Origin of the sequence: Cytobacillus sp. FSL H8-0458, assembly GCF_038002165.1 — a bacterium.
In the GTDB taxonomy this organism is placed as follows: Bacteria; Bacillota; Bacilli; order Bacillales; family Cytobacillaceae; genus Cytobacillus.
This window is the reverse complement of record NZ_JBBOBR010000001.1, coordinates 855,032-873,897: the sequence shown is the minus strand read 5'-3', so window position 1 is coordinate 873,897 and position 18,866 is coordinate 855,032. Positions and strand designations below refer to the sequence as shown.

General features: G+C 41.9%; 19 protein-coding genes and 2 other annotated features. Of the genes, 2 read left to right on the top strand and 17 right to left on the bottom strand.

The genetic code is table 11. The annotated features are described in order from the left end of the window. Positions 1-71 precede the first annotated feature (71 nt). The 8 genes from trpA to NYE23_RS04430 all read right to left on the bottom strand — a co-directional run bounded on the left by trpA (position 72) and on the right by NYE23_RS04430 (position 7,759). A complete protein-coding gene (gene trpA, locus NYE23_RS04465; protein WP_341075774.1) occupies positions 72-857 on the bottom strand; it encodes a tryptophan synthase subunit alpha in 786 nt (261 codons plus the stop codon). After that, positions 854-2,059 carry a tryptophan synthase subunit beta gene (gene trpB / locus NYE23_RS04460; protein ID WP_341075772.1) on the bottom strand — a complete coding sequence of 402 codons (1,206 nt, stop codon included), beginning with the start codon at positions 2,057-2,059 and terminating at the stop codon, positions 854-856. Before trpB ends, trpA begins: the two co-directional genes overlap by 4 nt. Then, positions 2,056-2,679: a phosphoribosylanthranilate isomerase gene (locus NYE23_RS04455; RefSeq protein ID WP_341075770.1), complete on the bottom strand. Its 624-nt coding sequence runs from the start codon at positions 2,677-2,679 to the stop codon at positions 2,056-2,058. Before NYE23_RS04455 ends, trpB begins: the two co-directional genes overlap by 4 nt. Further along, positions 2,676-3,464 carry an indole-3-glycerol phosphate synthase TrpC gene (gene trpC / locus NYE23_RS04450; protein WP_341075769.1) on the bottom strand — a complete coding sequence of 263 codons (789 nt, stop codon included), beginning with the start codon at positions 3,462-3,464 and terminating at the stop codon, positions 2,676-2,678. The genes NYE23_RS04455 and trpC overlap by 4 nt, the downstream gene beginning before the upstream one ends. Beyond that, on the bottom strand, positions 3,465-4,490 hold the full coding sequence (gene trpD / locus NYE23_RS04445; RefSeq protein WP_341075767.1) for an anthranilate phosphoribosyltransferase: 1,026 nt from the start codon (positions 4,488-4,490) through the stop codon (positions 3,465-3,467). Continuing rightward, entirely contained in the window at positions 4,462-5,073 is a 612-nt protein-coding gene (locus NYE23_RS04440) for an anthranilate synthase component II (RefSeq protein ID WP_341075766.1), read from the bottom strand. Before NYE23_RS04440 ends, trpD begins: the two co-directional genes overlap by 29 nt. Next, the gene (gene trpE, locus NYE23_RS04435; RefSeq protein ID WP_341075765.1) at positions 5,070-6,464 is read right to left on the bottom strand and encodes an anthranilate synthase component I; all 1,395 of its coding nucleotides are present in this window, start codon (positions 6,462-6,464) and stop codon (positions 5,070-5,072) included. Before trpE ends, NYE23_RS04440 begins: the two co-directional genes overlap by 4 nt. A 65-nt stretch (positions 6,465-6,529) precedes the next feature. Beyond that, positions 6,530-6,772: a binding site (T-box leader), on the bottom strand. Between the two features lie 40 nt (positions 6,773-6,812). Then, positions 6,813-7,064, bottom strand: a binding site (T-box leader). A gap of 62 nt (positions 7,065-7,126) precedes the next feature. Further along, positions 7,127-7,759, bottom strand: coding sequence for an MOSC domain-containing protein (locus NYE23_RS04430; protein ID WP_341075763.1), 633 nt, complete (start codon positions 7,757-7,759; stop codon positions 7,127-7,129). A gap of 179 nt (positions 7,760-7,938) precedes the next feature. On the opposite strand from NYE23_RS04430, the gene NYE23_RS04425 reads away from it, so the two are divergent. Beyond that, a complete protein-coding gene (locus tag NYE23_RS04425; protein ID WP_341075762.1) occupies positions 7,939-9,198 on the top strand; it encodes an MFS transporter in 1,260 nt (419 codons plus the stop codon). 36 nt (positions 9,199-9,234) lie between these two features. Here NYE23_RS04425 and NYE23_RS04420 read toward each other — a convergent pair whose 3' ends face one another. From NYE23_RS04420 to NYE23_RS04385, 9 genes are all read right to left on the bottom strand, one after another. Then, complete coding sequence (locus NYE23_RS04420; protein WP_341075761.1) at positions 9,235-9,996, bottom strand: alpha/beta fold hydrolase; 762 nt, start codon at positions 9,994-9,996, stop codon at positions 9,235-9,237. 347 nt (positions 9,997-10,343) lie between these two features. Further along, a complete protein-coding gene (locus tag NYE23_RS25245; RefSeq protein WP_219993454.1) occupies positions 10,344-10,433 on the bottom strand; it encodes a putative holin-like toxin in 90 nt (29 codons plus the stop codon). Between the two features lie 126 nt (positions 10,434-10,559). After that, positions 10,560-10,814 (bottom strand): hypothetical protein, encoded by a 255-nt coding sequence (locus NYE23_RS04415; RefSeq protein ID WP_341075759.1) that lies wholly within the window; start codon positions 10,812-10,814, stop codon positions 10,560-10,562. An 89-nt stretch (positions 10,815-10,903) separates the two neighbouring features. Further along, positions 10,904-11,701, bottom strand: a complete 798-nt coding sequence (locus NYE23_RS04410) for a DUF2935 domain-containing protein (RefSeq protein WP_341075758.1) — start codon at positions 11,699-11,701, stop codon at positions 10,904-10,906. A 133-nt stretch (positions 11,702-11,834) separates the two neighbouring features. Further along, on the bottom strand, positions 11,835-12,701 hold the full coding sequence (locus NYE23_RS04405; RefSeq protein ID WP_341075756.1) for a GNAT family N-acetyltransferase: 867 nt from the start codon (positions 12,699-12,701) through the stop codon (positions 11,835-11,837). A gap of 250 nt (positions 12,702-12,951) precedes the next feature. Further along, positions 12,952-14,823: a PTS fructose transporter subunit IIABC gene (locus tag NYE23_RS04400; RefSeq protein ID WP_341075755.1), complete on the bottom strand. Its 1,872-nt coding sequence runs from the start codon at positions 14,821-14,823 to the stop codon at positions 12,952-12,954. A gap of 1 nt (position 14,824) precedes the next feature. Continuing rightward, positions 14,825-15,754, bottom strand: coding sequence for a 1-phosphofructokinase (gene pfkB / locus NYE23_RS04395; RefSeq protein WP_341075754.1), 930 nt, complete (start codon positions 15,752-15,754; stop codon positions 14,825-14,827). Further along, complete coding sequence (locus tag NYE23_RS04390; RefSeq protein ID WP_341075751.1) at positions 15,751-16,503, bottom strand: DeoR/GlpR family DNA-binding transcription regulator; 753 nt, start codon at positions 16,501-16,503, stop codon at positions 15,751-15,753. The genes pfkB and NYE23_RS04390 overlap by 4 nt, the downstream gene beginning before the upstream one ends. A 400-nt stretch (positions 16,504-16,903) precedes the next feature. Continuing rightward, positions 16,904-17,179 carry a DUF2188 domain-containing protein gene (locus NYE23_RS04385; protein WP_341075749.1) on the bottom strand — a complete coding sequence of 92 codons (276 nt, stop codon included), beginning with the start codon at positions 17,177-17,179 and terminating at the stop codon, positions 16,904-16,906. 267 nt (positions 17,180-17,446) lie between these two features. On the opposite strand from NYE23_RS04385, the gene NYE23_RS04380 reads away from it, so the two are divergent. Continuing rightward, the gene (locus tag NYE23_RS04380; protein ID WP_341075747.1) at positions 17,447-18,823 is read left to right on the top strand and encodes a M28 family metallopeptidase; all 1,377 of its coding nucleotides are present in this window, start codon (positions 17,447-17,449) and stop codon (positions 18,821-18,823) included. The last annotated feature ends 43 nt before the right edge of the window (positions 18,824-18,866 follow it).

Here is an 18,866-nt window from a genome sequence, read left to right as displayed (position 1 = left end):
TACACCAAATATTTTTAAAAATGGGCATAATCAAATAAAAAGCTTCCTCCATAAAGGAGGAAGCTTTTGTTTCACAATTTAATTTCTTCTATTCTAGATGAAGCGATCAGCTCTTCCACTTTTGCTAACTCACCGCTTTGAAAAAGCTCTATGATCCTGCTCCCAACAATAACCCCGTCGCAATGCTTATTCATTTCTATTACATGCTCAGGCTCCGAAATTCCGAAGCCTGCCAATACCGGAATCGGACTAATTTCTTTAACCCTTTCCAAATGCTTTCCGAGTTCATCTTTGAATCCTTTTCTTGCGCCTGTTATGCCATTAACAGTTACAGCGTATAAAAAGCCTTTCCCTTTAGCTGCAATCTCTTGTATCCTCTCTAATGGACTGGTCAGTGTCACAAGCCGGATGATCTCGATTCCCGCTTTCTCAGCAATTGGTGCAATAATTTCCTCTTCCTCTGCAGGAAGATCCGGCAATATTAGGCCGTCCACCCCAGATCCTGAGGCATCAGATATAAAGTTGCCAATGCCATATGCCATGATCGGATTCATATATGTCATAAAAATAAGCGGAATATGAACAATAGGCCGGATTTCCGCAATTGCAGCTAATACGCCCCTAAGTGTTGTTCCGGCTTCTAATGCCCGAATGCCTGCCTGCTGGATTACCGGCCCATCTGCGACCGGATCCGAAAACGGAATCCCGATCTCAATGGCTGTTGCTCCCGCTTTTTCGAGGAATGTAATTTTCTCAGCCAGTGTCTTCAAGCCTCCATCACCGGCCATAATATATGGCACAAACGCCTTTTCATTGTTTTGCTTTAGGTTCTGAAAAACTTTTTCAATCCGGTTCATTGTCCTTTCCCTCCTAATCTTGCTCTCACAGTTTCTACATCTTTATCTCCTCTGCCGGATAAACAAATGACAAGGCCTTCATCTTTTTTCATTTGCGGTGCAAGCTTTAATGCATAGGCAATGGCATGGGAGCTTTCTAAAGCAGGAATAATGCCTTCCAGCTTGCATAAAAGCTGTAACGCCTCGAGTGCCTCTTCATCTGTGATCGATTCATACTCGGCTCTTCCGCTGTCTTTTAAATAACTGTGCTCGGGACCTACTCCAGGGTAATCCAGGCCCGCTGAGATGGAATGGGCTTCCTGAATCTGTCCGTGTTCATCCTGCAGCAAATACATTAATGCCCCATGAAGAACTCCTGGAGTTCCTTTTGTTAAAGAGGCAGCATGTTTTTCAGTATCTGTTCCCAATCCTGCTGCTTCCACCCCAATCATGCGGACCGTTTCATCTTTTATGAAAGGATAGAACATGCCCATTGAATTGCTGCCGCCGCCAATGCAGGCTACAACTGCATCAGGGAGTTTTCCTTCTTTTTCAAGATATTGCTCCTTTGTCTCATTTCCGATAACACTTTGAAAATCCCGGACAATCATTGGAAAAGGATGCGGGCCCATGACTGAACCAAGAATGTAATGGGTATCCTCAACATTTGTCACCCAGTAGCGGAGGGCTTCGTTGACAGCATCTTTTAGTGTGGCACTTCCTGATTGCACACCTACAACCTTCGCTCCAAGCAGCTCCATTCTGAAGACGTTCAGCTGCTGTCTCCTGATATCCTCTTCACCCATAAAAATAATGCATTCAAGATTTAAAAGCGCACAAGCTGTGGCTGTTGCGACTCCATGCTGCCCAGCACCCGTCTCAGCTACGATTTTTCTTTTGCCCATTCGCTGCGCCAATAGAGCCTGACCGAGTGAGTTGTTGATTTTATGGGCACCTGTATGATTCAAATCTTCTCTTTTAAGATAGACCTTCGCACCGCCGGCATATTTTGTGAGGTTTTCTGCAAAATACAGAGGAGTTTCCCTCCCGACATAGTCTTTCAGCAAACCTTGAAGTTCCTTTTGAAACACTTCATCAGCTTGTGCTTTCTTATACTCCTCCTCCAATTCAAGAATGGCCTGCATAAGTGTTTCAGGCACATACCTGCCTCCATATGTCCCAAAATGCCCCCGTTCATCAGGCAATGTATAAGCTTCGTTCATTTTACTTCCTCCCTCTCCACACGTTTAGCGTTATCTATGAATCTTTTTATTTTCTCAGGATCTTTCTTTCCTTCCGTTTCAACCCCGCTGCTTACATCAACCATATAAGGATTGGCTGCTTTAATTCCTTCCCCGACATTCTCAGGATTGAGTCCTCCTGCAAGGATGGTTTTGTTGTTTTGTTTGGGATTTTTGTTTAGAATCGACCAATCAAACGATACCCCGTTGCCCCCCCGATATTTTCCTTTTGGACTATCAAGAAGAACATATTCACATGCATATTCATCCAGTTTAGATAGATCACCTGATGATCCAATGCTCAGAGCTTTTATAACCGGTAAAGAAAATGAGCAGCAAAATTCCGGCGTTTCATCTCCATGAAGCTGGATGACATTTATTCCTGAAATACTGGCTATTTTCTCAATGTTTTCTTTCGTTTCATTCACAAATACTCCGACTTTTAAAACGTCCAAGGGAAGCTCTTTAATTATTTCGCCTGCCGCCGCAGGTGTAATTTTTCTTTTGCTTTCAGCAAAAACAAATCCCAGAGCATCCGCACCGCTTTCAATGGCAGAAAGTGCCGTGCTGATATCTCTAATTCCGCAAATCTTAACCTTCATTGTCTTACAGCCCCCTGCAAAGGAAGCTTCATGGCCTTCAAAAGCCCTTCCAGATTCTCTGCTTTCATAAATGCTTCTCCGACAAGGATGGCATTTGCTCCTGCTGCAATGACACGCCGCACATCGTCTTCCGACTGAATTCCGCTCTCGCTGATCAGAAATTTCCCCGCTTTCTTTATTAGCGGCGCAAGTTTTTCTGTTACACTCAGATCCACTTCAAAGGTTTTTAAATTCCGGTTGTTTACTCCGATCAGTTGTGCTCCGGTTTTTAGCGCTATTTCCAGCTCTTCTTCATTATGAACCTCCATTAATACTTCAAGGCCTTCACCCTCAGCAAAATCAAAAAGCTCTTGAAGCCGTTCTGCATCCATGGCAGCAGCAATGAGTAAAATCAGGTTTGCCCCTGATGCTTTTGCTTTTAAAATCTGCACCTCATCAACAATAAAGTCTTTGCAGAGGATCGGCAGGTCCACTGTCTCTCTGACAGCTGACAGGTCATCAAAACTTCCTTTAAAAAACCTATTGTCTGTTAAAACGGAAATCGCATCCGCACCATACTTTTTATAAAATAATGCCTGGTCTTTCGGATTTTGACCGATATTTATATCACCTTTTGAAGGTGAAGCTCTTTTGAATTCGGCAATCACAGCCAGTTCACTGCCTGACCCAAGCTTATTAATAAATGAGCGTTTACTTGCGGTTTCTGGAGCATCGATAATTTCCTGCTTCAGCACGACGACTTCTTTTCTTTTTTCAGCCAGTATTTGATCTAAAATCGTTCCCACTTATATCACCTCTTTATGGACACTTCTGCTTGTCTCAATTAACTGATGAAGCTTTTGTAATGCAGCTCCTGAATCAATGCTCTCTTTGGCTAAATTTATCCCATCTTGAATTGTTTCAGCCTTGCCTCCTGTAAAGATCCCAATGCCGGCATTAAGGAGGACCGTATCTCTTCTTGCTCCCTTTTCTCCCTTCAGGACACTCAGAAGTATTTCAGCATTTTCCCTGGAATCTCCCCCTCTGATCGCCTCATTGCTGCAGACGGATAACCCAACTTCATCTGGGTGGAGGACCTTTTTCGTTACCTTGCCGTCAGTCAGGATAGCCAGGTGGTTTTCCCCCTGCAGGGATGCTTCATCCATAAACCCTGCACCATTTAAAACAACTGCTCGCTTCCTTCCCAAAGTTTTCAGGACCTCTGCAAACATTTCAATATAATCTCTTCGATAGATCCCGAGAAGCTGATGATCAAGTTCAACCGGATTGGTTAATGGACCTATCAGATTGAAGGTTGTCGGTATTCTCAAATCCTTGCGCACTTTCATGATTCTTTTAATGTTCGGATGGACATGAGGGGCGAAAAGAAAGGCAATCCCGATTTCCTCCAATATTTCCTCTGTGCGCTCAGGCGGGTGATTTAGATTGATTCCCAAATGCTCCAGAACATCTGCACTGCCTGTTTTGCTGGATACACTTCGGTTACCATGCTTAGCAACAGGAATTCCGGCACCTGCAATCACAAAGGCAGAAGTGGAACTGATATTAAAGCTGCTTGAACCATCTCCTCCTGTACCGCAATTATCCAAAACATTAGGAATCTTCTTACTAAATGAAAGGGATTTATCCCTCATTGCTTTTACGATGCCTGCAATTTCTTCAACTGTTTCCCCTTTTGTTTTAAGACCCACCATAAATGCCGCAATTTCACTGTCCGTCACATCATGGGCAAATAAATTTTCCATTGCTTCCTTCATTTCTGCCTCTGTTAATGACTCCCGTTCAGATAACCTCTGCAGTATTGTTTTCACTCTCTTCTTCCCTCCTGATTGTTTGTAAAAAGTTTTCCAAAATCCTTTTTCCAAGGCCTGTTCCTACTGACTCCGGATGGAATTGCAACCCGTATAAAGGATAGTCTTCATGCTTGATTGCCATTATTTCATTATCATCCATTGATCGGGCTAAAACCTTAAATATGCCAGGCAGTGTTCCCGACTGTATTATTAAGGAATGATAACGCATGATGCTGATTGGCTGCGGCATGTATTGAAACAGCTGTGATCCGTTATGCTTCAGATTAGACACCTTGCCATGCATAATTTTCTTGGCTTTTTCAATCCTTGCCCCAAAGGCGTAGCCGATTGCCTGATGGCCAAGGCAAATGCCCAGGATAGGAAGCTTCCTGTAAAATTGCTGAATAACTTCAACAATGACTCCCGCTTGTTCCGGCCGTCCCGGTCCAGGTGAAAGAACAATCGCTTCAGGATTTAATTTTTCAATTTCTTCGATTGTTATCTGATCATTTCTTACAACTTTAATTTCCTGTCCCAGTTCACCCAGATACTGATAAAGGTTAAATGTGAATGAATCATAATTATCAATCAGCAGAATCATTTTTTGTCCTCCAAAAATGCTTTTAATTTATGAAGTGTTTCTTCGTACTCTTTTTCAGGGATGGAATCATGCACTATGCCCGCCCCAGCTTGTATATAGGCAAATCCATCTTTAATCACCATTGTCCTGATTGCCAGTGCGAAATCCATATTGCCATTCCCGGAAAAATAGCCGACTGCTCCTGAGTAAATTCCTCTTTTCACAGTTTCAAGTTCATTGATGATTTCCATTGCTCTAATTTTAGGAGCACCTGAAACTGTTCCGGCAGGCAGACACGCTATTAAAGCATCAATCGATGTGTTGGGATTTTTCAGCCTGCCGCCAACTTCGGATACAAGGTGCATGACATGCTTATATCTCTCAATTACCATGTTTTTTTCTATAGCGACCGATCCAAATTCGCAGACACGGCCGAGATCATTTCTGCCCAGATCGAGCAGCATCCTGTGTTCGGCAAGCTCCTTTTCATCTTCTATCAGGTCCCTTTCAAGCTGTAAGTCCTCATCTTCTGTCTTGCCTCTTGGCCTTGTTCCTGCAATCGGGTTCGTGATTACTTTGTTTCCTGCTGTTTTTATAAGACTTTCCGGTGATGCCCCTGCAACTGCATATTCATCAAAATCAAGATAATACATATATGGGGAAGGATTTTGTACTCTTAACTTCCGGTAAAATGCGAAAGGATCTCCGGTCAATTCTGCTTTTAACCGCTGAGAAAGCACCACCTGGAAGATGTCTCCCTCTTCAATATAGGACTTAGCTCTGTTTACCTTTTTAACGAAGTCTTCTTTAGATATGGAAGCTTTGAAAGCTGACAGTGTGGCTGCTTCCGATCCAGCTCCCGCTGTCCCCTCTTGTATTTCGGCCTTTCTTTTCTTTATTTTTTCACGCAGCTGAGATTCATCGGTTTCTTCCAGTAAAGGCATGGCTACGAGATATACCTTTTGCTCCAGATGGTCGAAAACCGCCACTTCCTCAAAAAACATAAGGTGAACATCCGGAACATCCAGTTCATCATGAGGAATTATTCCGATATCTTCGTATTGTCTGATGACATCATAGCCTGCATAGCCAACAGCTCCTCCACAGAAAGGGAAACGTTCAAGGGTGGGCACCTTTTCCTCAGGCATCAGCCTTCTTACTGCATCAAGCGGCTTTTCAGCAAAAACTTCTGTCTTCCCCCCGGCCGTAACAGCTGTCCGGGCCCCTTCCCCTTTTAGTTCCATCACAGGGTCTGCGCCAATAAAGGAATACCTTCCCGATTTTTCATGCTTTAGCGAGCTTTCTAACAGGAATTTCTTTCTTCCGCTCATTCTCTGATAGATTAAAATAGGTGTTAATGTGTCACCCTCTAGCTCTTCGATCATATACGTCCCAGCTAATTTTGTTTTCACTATATCTCTCCTCCAGTTCTTTAAGGAAAATAAAAAAGTCCCCTATACCCACAGCAGCTGCAGGTATAGAGGACGTATCTTGTGAACGTGGTGCCACCTCTTTTTAGAGCAAAATACTGCTCCCTTTCTCGGGTACGGAAATATGTCGATACCCCATCCTCTTAACGGCGGAAACCCGTGCTTCCCTACTATCGTTCAGGAAGCCTCTCGCAAGTCCATTCGAATGACTTTCCGTACCGGGCTTTCACCTTTCCCCGGCTCTCTAAAACGGACTCCATCAATCTACTCCTCTTGCTCAGCGATTTAAAGTATTAAAGTTGTATGAAAATAAAAAAGGGCTCCCCGTCTAAAAAGGACGAGAAACCCGTGGTGCCACCTTCGTTAGCTGATCAAACAGCTCACTTAACAGATATCAAAGCGAAAATCGCCTGAATATCTGTCCCTTGTAACGATGAGACCGTTCGCCAAAGCCTACTGCTTAAAAAAGGTTCGGTTTGGAGGCTCGAAAGTCCATTCACTGCTGTTTCCACACTGATTTGCACCAACCATCAGCTCTCTTTAGCTTCAACCGCAGTTACTACTCTTTGTCATTGCCGATCGATATATTGCTTATTATACTATTCCGATAAATGAAAAATGTCAAGGGGAAAATTTCATTTTTTTTATAATAATGCTTTTTCCAGCTTTTCTCTCCACACATCTGCAAGCTCCTCAATCCGAAGCAGTTCTTCAATGGCTTTAATGTTTTTGCGGTCATGGAACATGATATAGTTTGATTGCAGGACTGATAGTCTTTCCTGCTTCCGTTCTTTGAGCTTTAGTACGCTGTCTGCTGTTACAGTTCCTTCTTTCAGCACTCTGAAAAAGTAGCCTGTGAAGCCTGTTTCCACAATTCTTCCTAAAAGCCGATCTTCTCCGTTATGCTTTGATATTGTGGAGCATGGGATACGCCCCTGAGTTATTTGGATGACAGATTCCCCCAGTGAAAAGGTGTCACCTATAAAAACATCCTTTTCGAGCATATTTCCCGCACAAATATTTTCCCCAAATGACGGCGTAGAGAATGTCTTTTTAAATTCTTTCTCCCACATACCGTAATGTTCGTAGGGATATAGGCACACTGCACGGTCTGGACCGCCATGAAAATCAGTATTTGCCACTCCATCCCCCATAAAACCTTCCTTTGTTAGAAACACACTGTGGATTTTTTCTTTGCCAATTCCCGAAATTTCCTCATTGTTTTTCCAGCTGTGCTTTTTTGGCTTTCCAATGCTTAAGGAAATAATCACCCCCACATGATTCCCTCCCCGTATTCGTTTTTCTTTATAGTGTAACGGTTTCTTTTTAGGAAATCGAAACAAATTTTTCCAGAATTTGAACTTTCCCATAAAAAGACAAAGCTTTTTCTAGTTTGTTTTTCTTGATTTAGCTCATATTAAGACTAGTTTGATTAACGAAAAGGAAGGTCAGAAATATGGAGCACATTGAAAATTTACAACCTGTAAATTCAAAAGCTAAAAAGAAGTCAGGTGATGATGTTCATAACCAAAAATGGGCCATTCTTTCACTATCTTCCATTCCTCTCGTTATGACACTTGGGAATTCCATGCTGATTCCCGTTCTGCCGGCGATGGAAAATAAACTAAATATTTCTGCATTCCAATCCAGCATGATTATTACGGTATACAGTATTGTAGCCATTATATTGATTCCAATCGCAGGCTTTTTATCCGATCATATCGGCCGTAAAAAAGTCATTATACCCAGTCTTCTCATTGCAGGAATTGGCGGGCTGATCTCTGGATGGGCGGCATGGAAAATGGCGGATGCTTATTGGATCATATTAGCCGGGAGGGCATTGCAGGGTGTTGGGGCAGCAGGTGCTGCACCAATAGTTATGCCTTTAGTCGGGGATATGTTTAAAAATGATGATGATGTCAGCAGCTCCCTTGGCCTTATTGAAACTTCCAATACTTTTGGAAAAGTTTTATCACCTATACTTGGCGCTTTTCTTGCAGGGTTTATATGGTTTTTGCCGTTTTTTTCTTTTCCAGTTTTTTGTACCATTTCAATCCTGCTGGTTTTCTTCCTAGTAAAAACGCCAAATAAAAGAGAAGAACCTCTACAGCTAAAGAAGTTTTGGAGCAATATCATGGATACTTTTAAAAACGACGGAAAATGGCTTTATGCTATTTTCTTAATTGGTGCTATTCTTATGTTTGTACTTTTTGGAATCCTTTTTTATTTATCTGATGTGCTTGAAAAGACATATGATATTAAAGATGTTAAAAAAGGGCTGCTACTGGCTGTCCCGCTTGGCGCACTCTGCCTATCATCCTATCTGACAGGCAAAAAAATAAAAGAAAATAAAATACTGATGAAGTGGATCATATTCTTAGGATCAGTGCTTGTGGCAGCTGCCACTGCCATCTTAAGCTTTTCAAACAATATGTGGTTTATGATCAGCATGTTCCTGTTTGCCGGTATTGGCATAGGCGTTGCATTGCCTTCATTGGATGCGCTGATTACGGAAGGAATTGCAAAAGAAGAACGTGGTACCATTACTTCTTTATACAGTTCTATGAGGTTTATAGGCGTTGCCGGCGGCCCGCCGGCCATTGCTATTCTGATGAAGCATTCTGATCAAGGGCTCTTTTATATTTTAAGCGGAATAACCATTCTTGCTGCCCTTGCAGCCATTATAGCAATCAAACCTGACGCAAATGACAGCTAAAAAAATCCGTATCGTTCAATGACGATACGGATTTTTTTATTTAAAGTTCTGCTGTACAAAACCAGTTACAACCTGGTTGAATAGCTGCCACTTTTTAGTTGGCACCTGATGGGAAACACCTTTGATTATGGCTGCCTGAAAGCTGACATATCTTCTATAGCTCCTTATATGCTGATTAACAAAATCTCTTGAGCCATATATAAGGAGAAGGGGGACACTTAAGTTCCTAAGGCGGTCGGTGCAGGAATAGTGAAGTGATCTATCATAAAATTGAAACCACATGGTGTGATTTGCTTTTTTCATATGCTCCAGAATCTCGTCTCTGACTTTTTTATCTTTTGTATGGCTCGATGCTATTACATACTGCAGAAAACCAGGAAAGTGCTTCACAAAGTACATTCCCAGAATATGCTCATATTTGAAGGTTTCTGATAACACCTCAGGAAACCCGCCTGAGAGAATGACACCAAGTGTCCTTTCCGGATATGAGAGGGCAAACTCCTGAGCTATTATGCCGCCTGATGAATACCCCAGAATAACAGCTTTTTCAATATCCAAGTGGTCTAATACAGCTTTTATCTCTTCTGCATATCCTTGTATGGTTACTGTTTTTTCGGGGCCAGCGGTATCTCCATTCCCGCTTAAATCAGGAAAAATAACCTGAAAATGCTCTGCCAGGAGGCCTTGATAATAAAATACCTTTCTCCCCATAGCAGGCGGATGTATAAAGATGATCGGCACACCCTTGCCCATCGTTTCATAAAAAATCTTTGTATCCTCATAAATAAATGCCGGCAATTGAATCGTCCTTTCCATTGACAAAACATAGATGGCTTTATGCGGAACGCTACACCCTTTATTGTTCAAACTAAATGGTACTGTGCTGCCATATTAGTATTGCACCCCAGGCTAAAAATCATTATGGGATTTTTAATCGAGATCTGCATATACTATAAGTGATCATGCGATTCTGCTTATTTCCGTGACTTTCTGAGACGTATATGATATCCTTGAATTAAGAATATGAATAAAAAAAACGACCGCAGGTGTTGCCGCACCCACGGTCATTCGCAATAGTCGTTCCCTTAGGGGATCGGCCTGTCAAAGACGTAGACCTCTCCCTCAATTGTCAGATCAAGGGAGGTCTATTTTTTATGGTTAAAAGTCATGACAGCAATGATCAGACTTGAAAAAGAAATCATCATCATGATCGATTCGAAAACTGTCAAAGGCATCACCCCCTTTCAAATACGGGGCTAGCCGACCACCCTTGAGAAACTCCCACTGCTTCTCTATTATAACACAATCCTGTCCATTTAGTCGAACGTGTGTTCTATTTTAAGTAAATTGATTCTTCTTTCCTATTTTTTCAAATCTTTTTTATCTGCAGATTTCCTTTGAAGATATCCATGAAGAAAACCCATCTCCTGATTAAGCAAATACTCCATTTCCTTCAGCTGCTGCTCAGCAATTAACTGGGGAATGCCTCTCCATTCCACACTATGGATAAAATAATAACTTTTTATTCTTTTAAAAATGATGATTGCTTCAGGATAACAGTCAAAGAACCCCTTTACCTGATTTCTCCTCATATAACTCCATTTAATCAGTTCCATGATATCAGCCTTTTTAATATTCATTTACCCGGAAAACATGGTTTCATGTTCTGAATGCAAAAAAACTGCCGAAAATGGCAGCTTTGAAATTATTCCTTAAGCCTTGGTTTGGCTGGATCACATTTCGGCTTTTCTGACTGCGTGGACTCTGCAAGCTTTGAGAGGTAATAGCATTCTTCACGATACATGTGATCAGCCATTAGAGCTGCAAATGTTCCCAATGCCTCCTTGCTTAACTTAAGCTCCTCAATTTCATTGAGAAAGTTCATAAACAAAGACATTTCCAGCGTAACATCGCTGTTAAACTTTTGCAGTGCGGGGAATGATTCAACCTTAGTCCGAAGGAAGCCGGACATTTCTACGGCCTTTAAATAAAATGCTTCAAAATCCTTTGTATAGCCATCACTGATTTTTTTAATTTTCTTCTCAACCCGATCCATATTGTCAGATATGGCACCTGCATGGCCAGCTGCATCCAGAAGCCAGATTAAATGGTGATGGAGCTCATGAAATACGGGCGGGGCTTCCCCCTTTTTTAAATATTGGAGGACAAGCATATATTCTTCAAGTTCATTGACCATATGGTTAATAAATACCGGGCCAAGATGAATGGATATTTTCCCTGTCAAATGTCGTTCAATCAGGGTCAGTTTAAATTCCCGCAGCTTATTAGCTTCCTGTTCAGCCCTCCGGCTCAATTGCTCCAGATTATCCACTTCAACCCTTCCTAATAGCTGATCAAAGGTTTGTATAAAGTACTTTGCCCGTTCAATGCTGTCTTTTTCCTTTGGTGATAGCGAATCATGTATAAAGCGTGCATGGTCACCCAAAATCTGCAGCCAAAACCCGTGTTCAAATTTTGCAGCATTTTCAAATCCAGCAGCCAATTATATCTCCCCTTTCAAGCTTACTCATAAAAACATATCAGAAACCAGCTGAAATTATGCCTAAGCACTAACCTCAATTATAGATCGGCAACTTAGCTTTTGGCAGAAAGGGGAAAATTGAAAAGCAGGAATACTATAGGGGCTTTTCCATCATTACTTGGCCAATCTTCTTTTCAAATCCCATTTTTATTAAAGCTTTTGAGACAGGATTGGAAACAGAAATATTAACTGCAGTGAAATCAATAGAATTATCTCCATCAAGGAACAGATGGCGAAGAATGCTTTCCGTCATTTTTTCATAGTCATTTTCGTTAGTAACCCTTAGCTGATAGATGATGATACGGTCTGTTCGTCCTCCCGCTTCCAGTATTCTTTTGTATAAAATGCAGCCCTCCTCTTTCCCATCTTCATTTAATAGCACAGCAGCTTCTCCATTTTTTGCGCTTTGCCACTGGCACTGCCAGGCAGCTCTGCTGTCATAAATGCTTAGTGACTGCAGCTGTTCAGGATATAACTTTTTTATGGCAAAATGGCTTTCCTTTAATAAGTTTGGTTCTTTACGTATAAGCTTCTTGTTTAAATAAAGCAAGTGATCAGTAACCACATAGCCGGCTTTTTTGTAAAGCCTAATCGCTCTCTCATTTTCTTCAATTGCTTCAAGAACAGCGGTGTGGGCTTTTTCAGCTCTGTAGATGCTAATTACCTCTTCCATCAATGCTGCAGAGAGGCCTTTACCCCTGAATTCAGGTGCGATTCCAGTGCCTCCGTTCCATGCAATTTTCCTGCCGTTAATCTCCCGGAATCCATTCATTATAATTCCGCAGGGCTCACCGTTAATAAAGACAACAATCGATTTTTCAGGCGAAAGATCCTCAGATATCATTCGATTAACAAATGCCTGAAGATCCATCTTAATGGGAACTATATAGCCTTCAAAGCCTTTGTTCCAGGCAGTCAGCGCCTCCTCCAGGGTGCATTGGGAAAGTCTTTTTATTTTCATAGCCGCTCTCCTTCATGATTTTCTGGTGGTTAGTTATTTATGTTTGTTCCCTCTTTTAATTACAATGATAATGGCCATCCTTCTACACCTCCATCTCAAAATAGACTGAGTAGTTTATTTAATAACAAAAAATATATAGACTAATGAGTTTATTTTAATTAAAGCATTTATTTTCAGTTTTTTCAATCTATTTTAAAAGCTTTTTTAAAAATGAAAGCCGATACATCTAGTACCGGCTCTGGTTCATACATTATTTATTTATAGGCTTTTTCAGGAGTCCAATAAGGACAGCGGACAAAAGAGCACCTGCTATTATTCCTGCAAGGTAAATTCCCCATGGTCCATCGACTAGAGGGACGACAAAGACTCCGCCGTGCGGCGCCCTTAATCCGATTCCAGCCATCATAGAGATGGCACCTGCCACGGCAGATCCTGCCATGATGGATGGGATAACACGCAATGGGTCCGCTGCTGCGAATGGGATTGCACCTTCTGTAATAAACGAAAATCCCATTATATAGTTTGCTTTTCCTGCATCCTGTTCCTGTTTAGTAAATCTATTTTTAAATAAAGTCGTGGCAAGCGCGATGGCAAGTGGCGGAACCATACCTGCCGCCATGATTGCTGCCATTGGTTCATATACTCCATTTGCAAGCAGCCCTGTACCAAAAACGTATGCGGATTTATTAACCGGGCCGCCCATATCAAATGCCATCATCAGCCCAAGGACTGCTCCAAGCAGGACAGCATTTCCAGTGCCAAGACCTGAAAGCCACTCAGTGATAGCAGAATTTAATGCGCCAACTGGTTTGTTGACAACATAAAGCATCAGCAATCCTGTGACAGCAATTCCAAAGAGCGGATAGAGCAAAATCGTTTTAATTCCTTCAAGAGATGAAGGCAGGCCAGCAAAAACTTTTTTTAACCCAACTACCACATAACCAGCAAGGAAGCCGGCAATAATGCCGCCAAGGAAGCCGGCGCCTCCAGATGCTGCCAGCATTCCGCCGACTGCACCTGCCGCAAAGCCGGGACGGTCCGCAATACTCATGGCAATGAACGCCGCAAGGATTGGAACGATTAATCCAAATGCATTCCCCCCGCCAATCGTCATCAGTGCTTCAGCGATAGGATGGTATGACGGATCATTAGGATCAGCTGCTTTATATCCGAACATAAATGAAATGGCAATCAGGATTCCTCCGCCTACAACAAATGGAAGCATGTTGGATACGCCATTCATTAAGTGCTTATAAATTCCGGCTTTTTGTTCTTTTTGATTCCCAGCAGACCCGCTGTTGTCCGCACTTCCGCCCTTGTATACAGGAGCATCCTGGTTAAGCGCTTTTTCAATAAGCTCCTGAGGTTTACGGATGCCGTCAGCAACTGCCGTTTCAAGAACATGCTTACCGCTGAATCGCTCCATTTCAACCTTGGTATCAGCTGCAACGATAATTGCTGCTGCATTCGCGATTTCCTCTGGTGTCAGAACGTTTTTAGCACCGCTTGAGCCATTGGTTTCAACTTTAATATCAACACCCATTTCAGCTGCCTTAGCCTTTAGTGAATCAGCTGCCATATAAGTATGGGCAATTCCTGTTGGGCAAGCTGTTACAGCCACAACAAATCGTTTGCTGTCTGCAATATTTTGGACTTCCTCTTCTTCTGTCCCGTCATAGCTGTCAATGATTTCAATAACTTCGTCCGCAGAAGCAGCATGCTGAAGTTTTTTGCGTGCTTCCTCGTTCATTAATATCGATGAAAGCCTGGATAGAGCCTCCAGATGTGTATTATTTGCTCCTTCCGGGGCTGCAATCATAAAAAATAAGTGTGCTGGCTGACCGTCAAGCGATTCATAATTTACGCCTTCTTCTGATTTGCCGAACGCAATAGCAGGTTCTTTGACCGCACCCGTTTTGGCATGAGGAATGGCAATTCCATCACCTATGCCTGTTGTGCTTTGTTCTTCCCTTTTTAAGATTGCATTCTTGAAGGCATCCCGGTCATGAAGCTTTCCAGCTGCATCAAGCTTGTTTACCAATCCATTTATGGCATCCATTTTGCCTGTTCCGCTCAATGAGAGCAGAATCGTATCTCTTGTCAGTAATTCTGTTATTCTCATCCTAAATCTCCCCTTTTAGGCTAACCTTTTCAATTGAAACCTGAGAAAGCAATTCCTCCGCTTTTTCCTTTGTGCAAAGACCTAGCGAAAAAGCGGTAGCACTTCCGGAAGCAACACTGTATTGAAAAGCCTTTTCTATATTTTTGTTTTTTTCATAAGCTGCAAGGAAACCGGCTACCATGGAATCTCCGGCGCCAACTGAACTTTTTACTTTTCCTTTTGGAACGCTTGAAATATATGCAGCATCAGCAGATATCAAGACTGCTCCCTTGCCTGCTAATGAAACAATTACATTTTGGGCGCCCATTTCAACAAGTTTCTGTCCAAAAGGGATGACTTCTTCAGCGGAAGTAAATTCTGTGCTGAATATTTCCCCCAATTCATGGTGATTAGGCTTTATTAAAAACGGTTTGTAAGGAAGGACCTTTTTCAATAATTCTCCCTCAGCGTCCACCACAAAAGCCGCTCCATTTCCTGAACAGATCTTCACCAGCTCTTCATATGTTGTTTCAGGCAGGGTTGATGGAATACTGCCTGCGAGGACAAGCAAATCTTCTTCTGACAGGCTGCGGATCTTATTTTTAAGATCCTCAAAATTCCTTCCTGAAATGGCCGGCCCTTTGGCATTGACTTCTGTTTCCGTCTCAGCCTTGATCTTTACATTGATTCTTGTGTCCTCAGCAACTTGTATGAAGTCACTTTGGATATTCTCCTTATTTAAGGAATTAACAATATAATCTCCTGTAAAACCGCCTGCAAAGCCAAGGGCCTTGCTTTCAACATTCATTTTTTTCAGCACTCTCGAAACATTGATCCCTTTTCCTCCAGGAAACTTTGAATCATGCTTCATGCGGTTAAGACCGCCGACTATAATTTCATCCAATTCGACGATGTAGTCCACTGACGGATTTAGCGTCAATGTGTGTATCATGCTGTCACGACCTTTATTGTAGTTTTGCTGCTATAAGTCTCCTTCTGATCCTCATTCAGCTCATTTGTAATAATTGCTGCTGTATGCAAATCGGCAATCTTCGCAAACGCGATTTCTGAAAACTTCGTATCATCAGCAAGCACGAATGCCTCCCTTGAAAGCGAAATGGCCATTTGCTTGATCATGGCCTCATCCTGATCCGGTGTGGTGTAGCCAAATTGAGGATGGATGCCGTTAACCCCCATAAAGCATTTATCAAATCGATAATTTTCCAGACTGGCCAATGCACCCCTGCCGATGATCGCTTTTGTCTGTTCCTTGGCAAATCCGCCGATTAAAAATGTTTTTATATTCCGTTCCAGCAATGCTTGGATATGCATTAATCCGTTCGTCACAACCACAATTTCTTTTGCAGGCAAAAAGGGAATCATTTCAGTTACTGTCGAGCCTGCATCCAAATAGATGGAATCCCCCTCTTCAACAAGGTTTGCTGCGTATTGTGCAATTTGGCGCTTTTGCTGAAGGTTTTTGGATGATTTTTCAGACATGCTGGGTTCCTGAAGCTTGCCCTGAAGCCTGGCTGCACCTCCATGAATTCTTTTTAGGTACTTTCCTTCCTCGAGCTGGGTAAGGTCCCTTCTGATTGTTGATTCCGATGTTTCTGTCATGTCAACGAGATCCTGAATTTTCACTACACCTTTCTCTTTTATAAGCTGCAGTATCAATTTGTGGCGCTCTGGTGTTAACAAAACATCACCTCCCTGGCTGTGTTGTTCTTCTTGAATTCATCATACTGAAACCGATTGCAAAAATCAATCATTTTCGCTCAAAATAAATCAAAACCAATCATAATTTGAACGTTTTTGATTGTTTATAGAATATTTATTCTTTTTATTAGAATATTTTAAATATATCAAGATAATAGTTTGCTCTCTATGATTTATTATGCTAGAATCTAAAATAACAATATATAGTTTCTTCTTACAACTAACGCTACTATATATTGTTTAATTTTTAGAATTCACTCGTTCCAAGGTCTCTTTTTTGAACCGCTTTCTTATAGAAAGCGGAATTTTTTTGTTTTAGGAAAAAATCACATTTTCTCCAAAACAAAAGAGCACTACACAAAGGTAATGCCCTTCTCTAAGATTATTTATCTTCATAATTTAGCAGATCTTCAATTTTTCCATCTTCATTGTGCAGAATCGCCATTGTGCCTGCTTCTTTAGCCATGCGCTTTGCTTCCTCAACAGCATCTGACTGTGAATCTGCAGTGTACTCTGGCTCGTCTTGACCTTCCTTTTTGACTGCCCACCCTTCTTCATCATGCGGTACTACATGGAATCTCGCATCATCTGTGCCTGCCCGGTCTTTAAAATATTGTTTTTGTTCGTCACTTTGAATGTTGTTATTATTATTTGCCATGTTTATACCTCCTTATATTGTGTGGACATCATCTAATTGATGAGCAGTTTCACTTTACCCTCTCAGGAAAAATAAAAAACACCCAGCTTTTAATAAATATAGGAGTAATGTACCGAAAACTTTGTCGTTTAACATATAGATTTAGCAGATGGTGTCGGAATAATGGGTATGCCTCATAGGAACTATTACTCTATTCATAAAATACCAATATCTACTAAACTAGGAATCGTTAGGTAATCGAAAAATACTTATTTTCAGGAGGTTATTATGTCAAGAAAAAACCGAAAATCCGCCAGGATACTCGCAGTAGCTCTAGCAGCTTCATTAGCTTATGGGTCAGTCGGGTATGCTGCCCCGGTAAGTACTGAAAACGGAAACTCATCTCACTCGCAGGATCAGAAGATTATTGCCAGAGTTAATGCTGAACGTGCTATTGGCCACGTAAGGTATTTATCAGAAGAAATTGGGACAAGACCGGGCGGATTAGAAAATGAAAAGAAGTCTGCACAGTATATTGCAAATACACTTAAGAGTTATGGTTATGATGTCGAATTTCAATACTTTCCTGTTGCAGATCAATACATAGGCAGTGTTGCATTTGGAGACGGAACTGTTTGGGAAATGGGTGCTGCCCCGAATGGAGCAATCAGCGAAGCACCAGTTCATGCTGAAGTGATCTTTGTGGAAAATGAAAATTTCCAGGGAGCCGAAGGTAAAGTTGTACTGCTGGCTCGCGCAGATACTACAGCCGGATACCGTGAGCAGGTAGAAAAAGCAGTCGAGGCAGGAGCAGCAGGTGTAATTCTGCAAAGCCTCGTTGGAAGCCGCGGCAATTACGGACAAACTTTTAATCCCAACCTTACTGCGAAATATGATATTCCGGTTTTCGGGGCTTCCTATATTCATGGTGAGTGGCTTAAGGAACAAATGGAGCAAGGTGCAGTTGAGCTCTCCCTGACAGCAAAACATTATAAAGATCTTAAATCGGTAAATGTAATTGCTACAAAAGAAGCTAAATCAAAAGATAAAGATACAAAAGAGGTTATACTTGGCGCCCATCATGATAGTGTAGTGGGTGCTCCTGGTGCGAATGATAATGCTTCCGGGGTAGGGTTAATGCTTGAGCTAGCCAGAGTTTATAAAGGTTATAATACAGACAAAACCCTCAAATTCATTGCATTTGGATCTGAGGAACGCGGACTTTTAGGAGCAAGATATTATGTAGATCAGTTAACAGAGACACAAAAAGATCAGATAGAGGCTGTTTTTGTTCCTGATATGGTTGCTACAAATTATGACAAGGCGACAAACCTATATGCCATGACACCAGACGGCAGCCAAAACATTGTAACTTCTTCAACTGGTGAAGCTGGTGCACGCTTAGGCAATTCGGACATTCTCCCAGGCAAATTCGGATCGAGTGACCATGTTCCTTTTCATAATGCCGGCATTCCTGCGGCCCTTTTTATCTGGATGGGCATAGACAGCTGGGATCCGCTTGTTTATCATATTGAAAAAGTATACCATACACCTCAGGATACAATTGAAGATAATATCTCTGAAGAAAGAATGCAATCAGCACTTGATATTATTGGTTCCGGACTTTTTGATGTGGTTCGAAAAAAAACAAAGGGCAATAATTAATACTTCAATATAGCCGCTGGCGAATTGCCGGCGGCTATTTAAT

Excerpts from the sequence above, each read along its gene's own strand:
- NYE23_RS04380 (WP_341075747.1), top strand. The coding sequence starts at position 17,447 with ATGTCAAGAAAAAACCGAAAATCCGCCAGGATACTCGCAGTAGCTCTA.
- trpA (WP_341075774.1), bottom strand. The coding sequence starts at position 857 with ATGAACCGGATTGAAAAAGTTTTTCAGAACCTAAAGCAAAACAATGAA.
- NYE23_RS04405 (WP_341075756.1), bottom strand. The coding sequence starts at position 12,701 with ATGAAAATAAAAAGACTTTCCCAATGCACCCTGGAGGAGGCGCTGACT.
- NYE23_RS25245 (WP_219993454.1), bottom strand. The coding sequence starts at position 10,433 with ATGCCTTTGACAGTTTTCGAATCGATCATGATGATGATTTCTTTTTCA.
- NYE23_RS04415 (WP_341075759.1), bottom strand. The coding sequence starts at position 10,814 with ATGGAACTGATTAAATGGAGTTATATGAGGAGAAATCAGGTAAAGGGG.
- pfkB (WP_341075754.1), bottom strand. The coding sequence starts at position 15,754 with ATGATACACACATTGACGCTAAATCCGTCAGTGGACTACATCGTCGAA.
- NYE23_RS04455 (WP_341075770.1), bottom strand. The coding sequence starts at position 2,679 with ATGAAGGTTAAGATTTGCGGAATTAGAGATATCAGCACGGCACTTTCT.
- NYE23_RS04400 (WP_341075755.1), bottom strand. The coding sequence starts at position 14,823 with ATGAGAATAACAGAATTACTGACAAGAGATACGATTCTGCTCTCATTG.
- trpB (WP_341075772.1), bottom strand. The coding sequence starts at position 2,059 with ATGAACGAAGCTTATACATTGCCTGATGAACGGGGGCATTTTGGGACA.
- NYE23_RS04385 (WP_341075749.1), bottom strand. The coding sequence starts at position 17,179 with ATGGCAAATAATAATAACAACATTCAAAGTGACGAACAAAAACAATAT.
- NYE23_RS04440 (WP_341075766.1), bottom strand. The coding sequence starts at position 5,073 with ATGATTCTGCTGATTGATAATTATGATTCATTCACATTTAACCTTTAT.
- NYE23_RS04425 (WP_341075762.1), top strand. The coding sequence starts at position 7,939 with ATGGAGCACATTGAAAATTTACAACCTGTAAATTCAAAAGCTAAAAAG.